General features: G+C 32.0%; 9 protein-coding genes. 1 reads left to right on the plus strand and 8 read right to left on the minus strand.

What is annotated here, in order from left to right:
* Positions 1-16: 16 nt before the first annotated feature.
* The 5 genes from A9758_RS07635 to mcrB form a co-directional block, all read right to left on the minus strand.
* Positions 17-679: a hypothetical protein gene (locus A9758_RS07635; RefSeq protein ID WP_011405932.1), complete on the minus strand. Its 663-nt coding sequence runs from the start codon at positions 677-679 to the stop codon at positions 17-19.
* A gap of 499 nt (positions 680-1,178) precedes the next feature.
* On the minus strand, positions 1,179-2,837 hold the full coding sequence (gene mcrA, locus A9758_RS04295) for a coenzyme-B sulfoethylthiotransferase subunit alpha (protein ID WP_011405931.1): 1,659 nt from the start codon (positions 2,835-2,837) through the stop codon (positions 1,179-1,181).
* On the minus strand, positions 2,837-3,634 hold the full coding sequence (mcrG, locus tag A9758_RS04300) for a coenzyme-B sulfoethylthiotransferase subunit gamma (RefSeq protein WP_011405930.1): 798 nt from the start codon (positions 3,632-3,634) through the stop codon (positions 2,837-2,839). Before mcrG ends, mcrA begins: the two co-directional genes overlap by 1 nt.
* A 6-nt stretch (positions 3,635-3,640) precedes the next feature.
* Positions 3,641-4,153 (minus strand): methyl-coenzyme M reductase operon protein D, encoded by a 513-nt coding sequence (mcrD, locus tag A9758_RS04305; RefSeq protein ID WP_112149341.1) that lies wholly within the window; start codon positions 4,151-4,153, stop codon positions 3,641-3,643.
* 18 nt (positions 4,154-4,171) lie between these two features.
* Entirely contained in the window at positions 4,172-5,500 is a 1,329-nt protein-coding gene (mcrB, locus tag A9758_RS04310; RefSeq protein ID WP_011405928.1) for a coenzyme-B sulfoethylthiotransferase subunit beta, read from the minus strand.
* A 669-nt stretch (positions 5,501-6,169) separates the two neighbouring features.
* Between mcrB and A9758_RS04315 the strand changes: the two genes are divergently transcribed.
* Positions 6,170-7,093: a hypothetical protein gene (locus tag A9758_RS04315; RefSeq protein ID WP_011405927.1), complete on the plus strand. Its 924-nt coding sequence runs from the start codon at positions 6,170-6,172 to the stop codon at positions 7,091-7,093.
* Positions 7,094-7,429: 336 nt separating this feature from the next.
* On the opposite strand, the gene A9758_RS04320 is transcribed toward A9758_RS04315, so the two are convergent.
* The 3 genes from A9758_RS04320 to A9758_RS04330 are packed head-to-tail and all read right to left on the minus strand — an operon-like array spanning position 7,430 to position 10,232.
* Positions 7,430-8,860 carry a Ni/Fe hydrogenase subunit alpha gene (locus tag A9758_RS04320; RefSeq protein WP_011405926.1) on the minus strand — a complete coding sequence of 477 codons (1,431 nt, stop codon included), beginning with the start codon at positions 8,858-8,860 and terminating at the stop codon, positions 7,430-7,432.
* A gap of 22 nt (positions 8,861-8,882) precedes the next feature.
* Positions 8,883-9,800, minus strand: coding sequence for a F420-non-reducing hydrogenase subunit G (locus A9758_RS04325; RefSeq protein WP_011405925.1), 918 nt, complete (start codon positions 9,798-9,800; stop codon positions 8,883-8,885).
* Positions 9,801-9,803: 3 nt separating this feature from the next.
* On the minus strand, positions 9,804-10,232 hold the full coding sequence (locus tag A9758_RS04330; RefSeq protein ID WP_011405924.1) for a hydrogenase iron-sulfur subunit: 429 nt from the start codon (positions 10,230-10,232) through the stop codon (positions 9,804-9,806).
* Between the last annotated feature and the right edge of the window lie 66 nt (positions 10,233-10,298).

Below are 10,298 nucleotides of genomic sequence, written 5' to 3' on the forward strand. Positions count from 1 at the left end.
GTACAAAAGAAGACTCTTAATATGGTCTTCCCTCATTATAAGCATCAATATACTCAGAAGTTTTTATTAAAGAATAAATCCATAAAGCTATTGCTGGAATAAATCCTAAACCTAATGTTAAAACTCCTATTATATTTAAAATCCAACATAAAAAGAACATTGCAATTCCATCTGCCCATTTATCCACATAACATAATCCAGCACCAGTAATTAAAAATCCTAATAGAAGACCAATACCCTTACTTTTAGTATTGTATGGTCTATTATACTGATTATTATATCCCTGATTGTTGGGGTAATTGTTAGGATTTTGATTATTATATCCCTGATTGTTTGGGTAATTGTTAGGATTTTGATTATTATATCCTTGATTGTTTGAGTAGTTGTTAGGATTTTGATTGTTATATCCTTGATTGTTCTGATACTGATTTTGATTGTTATATCCTTGATTGTTCTGATACTGATTTTGATTGTTATATTCATTGTTATTTGGATAATAATGAACATCTACTTTGTTATTTGGTTGATTATTATTATCTATAGAAGTTCTATTTTTATCTACTTTTGGTTGACTATTTTCTATATTAGAGTTATTTAGTGGAAAATCCATGGTTTTGCCACATGAATTACATACAGATTCATCATTTTCATTTTCAAATCCACAGAATGGACATTCCATTATTTATCACCATTTAATATTTGTTTATAATTAAGTAAATAAAAGATATCTTTCTTAAAATATATTACTTTAACTAATATTATCCTTCAAAAAAAAATTCTTAAAATTAAATAAAAAAATAATTATCATATGATAAAAACATGCTTAAATTAGATAATTAAAAATATTATAAAAAAATAGTTTACAAGATAAGTTAAAAATTTAGTAATTTTAAAAAGAATAAAAGAAAGGAAATAAATATAAGGATTAGTTTTCTAAGTAAGAAAGTCCCGTAATTTATTTCCAGTAAAAAAGTACATAATAATTTTACTATGACATGATGCAGATCGTACCTTGTTTACCCAGGTAATACAGGTCGTACCTTGCTCATGGTCACTCTAAATTATTATTTAATATATATAATACTTTTATATTTTTTTACTTGGAAAACTCCAGTCTATATTTATGTACAACATATTATATAAACTAAACCCTATATTTATCAACAAAATCAACTAACTTATAAAGCTGGGTTGATTAAGTCACGTTCACCGCTAGGCATAAATTCTCTAACAGCACCTTTTGCAATACATTCTCTTGGGTGAGCCCAATCGAAGGATAAGTTTTTATCAGCAAATGCTACTTTTATTAATGGGTTAAGTGCAAATGCGTCTCCTCTTGCTGCGTGTGGTGCTTGAGCAATACCTGCATATTCAGGTTGGTGACCTACGTTCATTGCGTAGTTAGGGTAGTTAGGACCTCTTAATTCGTGAATAAGTCCTTCATCACTTCTTACAGAGAGTGAGTTGGATGATCCACATTGATCTTGTAAGTCGTAACCATAGAATCCTAATCTACTGTGACCTTCTTTATGTAATAATTGACTTAAGTACCATCCATTTACACCTGCGTTAGAGTTAGCAGTTGCGAATGCTACTGAACAACCTGCACCTGCTGCAAGAACTGCTGCTCTTTGTGATCCACCAAAGTGGTCTTCTAATGCTGCAGGGATTTCGTATTGTTCTAATCCGTATAAGGTTACTTCACTTGCAATGTCTTTTACAACTTCGGAAGTTGCTTCAGCTTGACATAATCCACCATATTTACCTTCTACGTAGTCTTTACCATAGTAAATGAAGTCATCTAATATTTCATCTGTGTATGCTGCTGTAGCATATTGTGTGAATCCTACACCACCAGACATGTATGAACCTAACCATACTTGGTCGTATAATGGTGCTGCTCCACCAATAACTTCTAAAGTTACTTCAGCTGGGTCATCTGTTACTCTGCTTGTTTGTACCATATCAGAGAATGCACCGAAGGTTACACCTCCAGGTTCGTTTGGACCTCTTGCTCTTCTTGATGGCATTGCACTAGCCATGGAAATTACATCTGCGTGTTTTGCTGCGTATGAGAAATCAGCAATAGCTGCTTCTCCTGCACATAATTTGTATGCAGAAATGAAACTCATACCAATTTGCATAGCAGACCATCTGGAGGTTGTACCTCCATCACAAGCACGTACTACTAATGTAGGTACTCTACTTACTTGGTAGGTTTTTTTACCTATGTATTTTTTGAGCATTTCAGCTTGTTCTTCAGGGAACTCTTTGTTGATGTCGATTACAAATCTTTGATCTAATTGATCTAATAAGTCGTCGTCACCAGTGAATATTTTTGCGTAGGAATCAGTTACTAATCCAGGGTCAACTTCTACCATGTGTTCTTGTACAACTGCTCCTCCAGGGAGTGCGTGGTTGATTGTTTCAAGGTATTCGTTGATTGTTTCAGGAGTAACTTCTACACCTAATCTTTGTTCAAGTACACCGTGAGCTGTATCCATACCTACAATTACAGTTCTTTTAATATCGTCTACTAATTGTTGAATTGCAGAGTTGTTACAGAAGTGAAGGTCGTCTCCTTCTACATATGTGTCTGTTCCAGATACTTGGTATGCCATTAATTTTCTTTGTCCAAGAGGTACACCTATATCTGGGTTGTAGAATGGTAATCCTCCACGTGCTTCTACAGCTTTTTCAGCTTCTTCAGCAAATTCTCTTTTTCTTGCGGATTGTTCCCATCCACCATAGCAGTAAAATTTAGTGTTTTCTTCTTCAGGGTCTTCATCGAATTTTTCTTTTAAAGCCTTTAAGAATAATTTTTTCTCATTATCCATTAGTTACCACCTAATTTACTTTTTAAATCGTTGTTGAATACTTCTAAACCATATCCACCATCAGTTCTTGCGAAGTGAATAGCTTCAACTACTTTAATAACTTCTTCATCATCTCTTAAGCTGACGTTGTCAGATCTGTAGATGGTTGTTATTTTCTTAAGTTCGTCTTCTGGTAATGGTTCTCCTACATCAATAGGTTCATCAAGTTCTACTCCTACTTGATCTTTTACGTATACAACGTGACCAGTTTCTTTATCGAATACGTATCTTTGTAATGCATCAAACATTAATCCGTCTTCATCAAGTCTTAATGAGTGACCGTGTACGGTTGCTCCTCTTAAACCTGTTTTAGCGGAATCAAAGAATTCAGATTCTAATAATAATTTGGAAGTTTCTTCTAAGTCAGATTCTCTCATTTCAATTACTTGTCTTCCTGAGAGTGTACCTGTATCTACTCCTCTGAATCTTCTCATGTATGATCTTGCTCTGTCGTATGGTTGAGCAGGTGCATTATACATTGAGTCTGCGAATTGTATGTATCTTATACGAATTCCTTTTTTAGCTCCGTCGATTGGTTCTACGAAGTCTTTCATAGTATCTTCTTCAAAGTCCATTTCATCAAGAGGTGGGTGTACTGTTTTGTAACCTTCTCCTGGGTTTCTGTGACTTAAAAGTTTTACTATATCGTCATCTGCAATATTTCTAAGTTTTTTAAGTTCATGATCTGGATTCATGTGTTTTTTACGGTTTTCTGCAATAACACTTTCTCCAGGATAATATTGTACTTCATATGCCATTTACAATCACCTGATATATCTTATGGTTTCTGATGATTTTGCATTTGGATCAACTAATCCGATAAGTCTTGAATCTATTTTATCTTCAAAACCTTGACCATATTTCATATAATCACTTACAGTTGTATTTGTTTTTGTAAACACACCAACTGAAACATTATATCCGAATTTTAAGGTTTCATCTAAAATATTATTGACTTCTGTTACAAAATCTTCAAGATTGTCTAATTGGACTGTTAAAATTATTTCTCCAACAGATACTCTCAATGGAACATCGTTACCCTTAACATTAATTGTTTTCCTATCAGTGTGATTTACTGGTGCTCCCCTTGCTGGACCCATAGTCACTACTGTAGGTAATCTTTCACCATTTATTAAAATTCTTAAAACACCTTCCAACTTCATTACCTTGTTTAAGATAGTTTCTGTTGTTTCAGGTTTTAAAATTCTATCTGGAAAAATTTTTACATCGGTTGCTTTTATAACATTAACTTCTGCTTCATTATTATCTGTTGACATTTTAAACATTCCTTATAATTAGAGTTTATCTTTTACTTGACTAGCTCCTTCAGCAACATATTTTACTGGTTCTCTTAAATTGTCTACGCTACCATATACTTCTCCAACTAAACCTGATGTAGATTCTACAGAGAACATCTGTGTACCTGCATCTAAAGCCATAGCTGCTGCGTTACATGGGATAGCATATCCTTTACTGTGTCTTGTTACTACGTGGTTACCGTTGAAAACACCAGGTCCTCCACCACCGTAAATACCGTGTGAGAAGAAACTCATACCTACACCTGTACCCATTACTCTACCAAAGTCTACACCAGGTAAACCTGCTTCGTATTCTAAGATATCGTTAAAGTATAATATAGATGATGCTACACCTTGAGCTGCTCTTGCTGCACCTACGTTAACAATTGTAGCTGCAATAAGACCTGCTGCTGCATATGCATTCCATAATGCCCAGTCAACTGGTTCGTATAATTTGAATCCGGAAGGTAATGTTTCTTTTACTCTGATTACTCCATCATCTAAAGCTCTAGATAATAATGAAATAATTACATCACCGAGTGTTGCTTTACCATTTTCTTTTACTAAGTCATAAACTATGTTGTTTGCGTTTAATCCTTGGTATGCTAATCCTAAAAGGTGGCTTCTTTCGAATGCACCTACTGCGTCACCCATTTCGAATGTTGCAGTTTGTTCTAAAATAGAGGATAAAGCTACTGCGTTAAGAGTATTTTTCTTTGTAATAGCTACTACGTGGTTTGCTCCAATGTTTCTTAGACTGTAACCTAATCCTTCAAGGTGAGTTGTTTGACCTAATAAGGTAGTTAATGCTCCGCCTAATTTTACGTTGTGTGGGTATCCACCCATAGCTGCTGTTTTAATTTCAGAAGCTTGATATTTGTTGATGTCAAAAGTATCGAGAATAGCTTGAATTAATGCTGATCCTGTTGCTAATGGTGCTACAGAGTAGTCACCTGCAATACTTAATCTTTCTGAAGGAACTTGAACTAATATTTGTTTTCCTCCATTTAATAAGTTTAAATTGAAATCATCATCATCACTAATTTTTAACATTTTTTCAATTTTGTCAGCAATTGCATCTGCATTGTCAACAATATCTAATTCCAATTCTCTTCCAGGAATAAAATTAGCTTTTCCACCGTATGCTCCGTTTGCTAATGATTTTTCAATACCTGCTAAGTTTATAGCAACAGAACGCTTAATCTCTTGTATAATATTTTTAATTGTAGGGTTTATTACTGGACTAATTGCTTCTAGAGGTACTTGTTCTTCTAAAAGTTTTCCATCTACCCCATACAAATCTATTTTGTCTTCATATGTTGGCATTTATATGTACACCTCTTAAATTATATTCATTAAGAAATGAAATTATCATATTCATTCCGGGTTACTATGTTCTATAATACTCTTTTTTTCCACAATTACTATTGATGTTATTCTCATTAAATTGATTTAGTTGGTGAAAATAATTTAATGAAACAAGAAAGTAATTTTTTTTATATTTGTACATTGAATGTACTGGTGAAAAAAAATTCAGTTTTAAATCAATTATTTATAAACTTAAGTAATAGAAATATACCCCTCCAACTGTTATCTAAAAATACATTTCCATAATTTTTGTGCTCAAATATTCATACAAAGAATAAATACTCCTAGTAACACGAATTACCACTAGGATATAATTTAATAACCGTTTATAGTACGTTTAATTCATTATGAGTAATACAAAGATAAACATTATTATTGAATATTTTGTAATACTAATTGTTATTTGTAATAAATATTCTTACAATTGAAATATATAATAAGAATAAACATATAAATGTTTTTACTTTTTAAGTAAAAATAAATCAGATTTAAAACTATAAAAAAAGGTTTTTTAAGTAAAATAATAAAGAAATTATTTTTAGTTAGACCTTAAGTTTATTAAAAAATGCTTGATTAAAAAAAAATTTAAGTTAAGTTCTTTTGAGTTAAATCCAATGGAGATAAAAAATGTTACAAATAGTGATAAATAATTTAGAAAATGGAAAAATAGAAAGTGAAGATTTAGAATATATTCTCCAATTAGATGATATAGAAAGTATTACTTTTTTATATGAAAAATCACAAGATACTCAAAGAAAATTAAATGAAAATATAAAATTTGAAACTAATATTTATTATCCTGACATTTATGGTGTTGATGATAATTGTCCTACATGTGGTTATAGAACACCACAGTCACATAAAAAATATAATCCTGAATATATTAAAAATATCATAGATTATAATATTAGATATATTTCATCATATCCAATAGAGGCTATTAATTGTTATGGTAGATGTAATTCTAAAATTGAAGATCTTATCCTAGTTTTAAAAATATTGAGTAGATATGATTTAGGTGTTAATGTTAAATTAGAGAATTTTGATGATTACTATGAAATTAGTAATTACAATATAAATTCATTGATAATAGATTATACACTAACAAATCACAATCCCTTTATTAAAAGAAATCATGTAAATTTCAATAAGAAGATGTCAAAACTATCAAAAATAATTAAAGATAATTCAAATATTCAAATAGTATGTGAATTTATGATAAATAATTATGAAAGACATGTAGACCTAAAACATACAATTGATAATTTACTTAAAATAAATCCTGATGTTATTGAAATTATAGGATATGATCCATTCTATGATACACCAGAAGAATACAATCCACAGTATACACAAGACTACATTAAAAAAATAATTTCAATACTAAGAATAGTATTTCCAAAAACAAAACTGAAAATAAAATATGCTACAAATAAAAACAATGACATAAAAAACTATCTAAAACTAGGTATTAACATCATTAGTGGAGTATATTTTAATAAAACAAATCCCTCAATATACAATGTAGATGAAATTATAAATCAAATATAAACATACAGTTTTTTTGAGAAAAAAAAATTAAAAAATCCTACTATTTTTAAAAAATAATACTAATATTTCAAAAAAAAGTAATTTATAAAAAATAAAAAGCATAGCTTCATTAGTCAAGATAAATCTCATACTATGAAGTCTATGTTCCCATTTGTATTATTTTAGTCATAATCTGTTTGTAATATCTAACAAACAATATTAAATACAATACCCTATTAGTTTAAAATATTTAAACTAATTAAATATTTGAAAGAAAAAGAAATAAGAGATAGAATCCCTTATTTCATAATTCAAGTACACTCTTCATTAGAAGATCGTATTTTTAGATTTATTTACTTAGACTTTTTTAACTAAGTTACCCATGTGATCATATACTTCTACTGTAGATAATCTCATTTGGGTATCTAATTGATGAGTAGCACAGGATAGACATGGATCGTAAGCACGAATAACCATTTCCATTAAGTTGAAGATTTTATCGTCAACTTCTACTCCAGGTTTTATGTAGTTTTTAGCTACTTGTTGAATACCCATTTCCATAGCTGGGTTGTTTTGTACTGTAGCTACTACAATGTTTGCTTTAGTTACTAAACCGTTTTCATCAGTTTCGTAGTGGTGAGTTAATGTTCCTCTTGATGCTTCAACAATACCTACACCTTTACCAGTGATTTGTGAACGGTCAATAGCTCCAGGACGTTTTTCTCCACTTAAATCTCCTTCAAGACCATCTACAGCTAATTCAGAAGCTGCTACTAATTCGATTAATCTTGCTGGGTGGAATAATAAAGGTTCTTGAGCATATCCGAAGTCTTTTCTGAATTCATTTAAGTAATCTTGAGCTCTTTCTGCTGCATCAGGCATTTTTGTACATACATTAATTCTTGATAAAGGAGCTACTCTGTAGATACCTTCAGGATATCCTAACTCTTTTATGTATGGGAATTTTAACCAGGAGTATGGTTTTACGCCTTCAGCCATGTAGTCGGTGTAATCTTGTGAACCAAATTCAGCGTAGATGTCACCTTTTTTATCGGTCATTCTTACATTACCGTTGTACATATCCCAACTACCATCTTTTTTATCTACTAAACCACAGTGGTATGTTTCTACATTACCAAGTGTTTTAATAAGATCCATGTTTTCTTCAAAGATAGGTTGTGCTGCATCCCATGTATCTAATGAAAGTTCAAGTGCTTCTTGAGCTTTTACTAAATTATCTTTTTGTTCTTCGTCTGTTAATTCAGTGGTAATTCCACCAGGTGTGTTGGATACTTGGTGAATTGGTCTTCCACCAATTGCAGTTACGATATCTTGAGAGTTTCTTCTTAATGCTAAAGCTTTTTTAGCTAATTCAGGTGCATCTTTAATAATTTGGAATACGTTTCTAGTTTTTCTATCTTTTCCACCTATGAAATCAGGTGCAGATAAGAAGTAGAAACTTAATGTGTGTGAGTGCATTACAGATGCCCAGTTCATAATTTCTCTCATTTTGTATGCAGCTGGAAGTATTTCATCGTCATTATAACCAAATACTTGGTCACATGCTTTTGCTGCAGCTAAGTGGTGTTGTACGTCACAAATACCACAGATTCTAGGTACGATTCTAGGTACTTCTTCAATAGGTCTTCCTTGTAAGAATTTTTCAAATCCTCTGAATTCCATTACATGTAATTTTGTATCTTTTACATTTCCTTCTTCATCAAGATCTACTGTAATTTTAGCGTGACCTTCGATTCTTGTTACAGGTTCTAATGTTAATTCTACCATATATTTTTTCCTCCTTCATTAATTAGTTTTTAATTTTTAATGGGATTAAAGCTGCTGGTAATGTGTAAGTATAGAATGTTCCTACTACATCTTCTACTTGATTTGCAACTTCTTCAGGATCTACAGTTTTATCGTCTTCTACACCAAAGTCTGATGAGATAGCACTTATCATTTTTGCTCCTGCATCTAATATTTTGTCAGTAGGACCGTAACATCCACGACATGGTGTATCTACTGCTGGACATTGTGCTCCACATAAAGGACGGGTTGCAGGACCTAAACAAATTATACCTTGTGGTACTAAACATAAATCTTTGTCTGTTGCTCCAACTTCCCATGGCCTTTTAATGGTATCCATTGCCATACCCGTAGGTGGTTTTTCTCTTTCACATACATCACAAAGGTTGTTATCTGGAATTTCCACAGGTTCACCTTTTACTAAAGCAATGACTACTTGTGCAATTACTTCAGATTTTGGTGGACAACCAGGTAATGCTGCATCTACTTTTATAACATCAGCTAAAGGTCTTACTCTGCTTTCTAAGTGAGGTACAGATTCACTTGGAATGATTCCATCAGGGTTTACAGTAGAACAAGAGTTTAAGTATGCTTCTTCTTCTAATTCTTCTGGAGTGTATAAGTTACCTAATCCAGGAATTCCTCCGAATTCTGCACATGAACCGTATGCTACAACCATATCAGCTTTTTCTCTTAATACTTCAGCTAATTCTCTGTTTTCTTCGTTACGGATTCCACCTTCTATGAATATGATATCCATGTGTGGAATTTCATCATATTTTGTATCCATTAATACTGGGCTGAATTCGAATTCTGCAACGTCTAATACGTCTAATAATAATTCGTGTAAATCAGTTAATGCGATGTGACATCCAGAACATCCACCTAGCCACATTGTTCCTATTTTTACTTTATCTGCCATTACTTATGCCTCCTGATTTATTTGTTCTTTGAGTGGTGAAGGACCAAGCTCTTGGATTTCTGCAGTTACTCTTCTAATTGTATTTGCGAATTTTTCACCTTCAGAAGCTGAGATCCAGTCGTGTTGTACTCTTTCTTTTTCAAGACCAAGTTCATCTAATAATCTGTATACTAATCTCATTCTTCTATCAAATTTGTAGTTACCTGCATCGTAGTGGCAGTCACCCATATGACATCCACCTACAAATACTCCGTCTGCTCCTTCTCTTAGAGCTTTGAGAATAAATTGAGGTTCGATTCTTCCAGAGCACATTACTCTGATCATTCTTATGTTAGGTGGGTATTGCATTCTTGATGTTCCTGCTGTATCTGCTCCACCATAGCAGCACCAGTTACAACTGAAAACGATTATCTTAATATCGTCGTTAGCCATATTTTTTCCTCCTATTTAAAAAACATGATTATTTTTTTATTCAAAAAAATAATTCTAACTCATTTT

It is taken from the genome of Methanosphaera sp. A6 (genome assembly GCF_001729395.1).
Classification (GTDB): domain Archaea; phylum Methanobacteriota; class Methanobacteria; order Methanobacteriales; family Methanobacteriaceae; genus Methanosphaera; species Methanosphaera stadtmanae.

Excerpts from the sequence above, each read along its gene's own strand:
- A9758_RS07635 (WP_011405932.1), bottom strand. The coding sequence starts at position 679 with ATGGAATGTCCATTCTGTGGATTTGAAAATGAAAATGATGAATCTGTA.
- mcrA (WP_011405931.1), bottom strand. The coding sequence starts at position 2,837 with ATGGATAATGAGAAAAAATTATTCTTAAAGGCTTTAAAAGAAAAATTC.
- mcrG (WP_011405930.1), bottom strand. The coding sequence starts at position 3,634 with ATGGCATATGAAGTACAATATTATCCTGGAGAAAGTGTTATTGCAGAA.
- mcrD (WP_112149341.1), bottom strand. The coding sequence starts at position 4,153 with ATGTCAACAGATAATAATGAAGCAGAAGTTAATGTTATAAAAGCAACC.
- mcrB (WP_011405928.1), bottom strand. The coding sequence starts at position 5,500 with ATGCCAACATATGAAGACAAAATAGATTTGTATGGGGTAGATGGAAAA.
- A9758_RS04315 (WP_011405927.1), top strand. The coding sequence starts at position 6,170 with ATGTTACAAATAGTGATAAATAATTTAGAAAATGGAAAAATAGAAAGT.
- A9758_RS04320 (WP_011405926.1), bottom strand. The coding sequence starts at position 8,860 with ATGGTAGAATTAACATTAGAACCTGTAACAAGAATCGAAGGTCACGCT.
- A9758_RS04325 (WP_011405925.1), bottom strand. The coding sequence starts at position 9,800 with ATGGCAGATAAAGTAAAAATAGGAACAATGTGGCTAGGTGGATGTTCT.
- A9758_RS04330 (WP_011405924.1), bottom strand. The coding sequence starts at position 10,232 with ATGGCTAACGACGATATTAAGATAATCGTTTTCAGTTGTAACTGGTGC.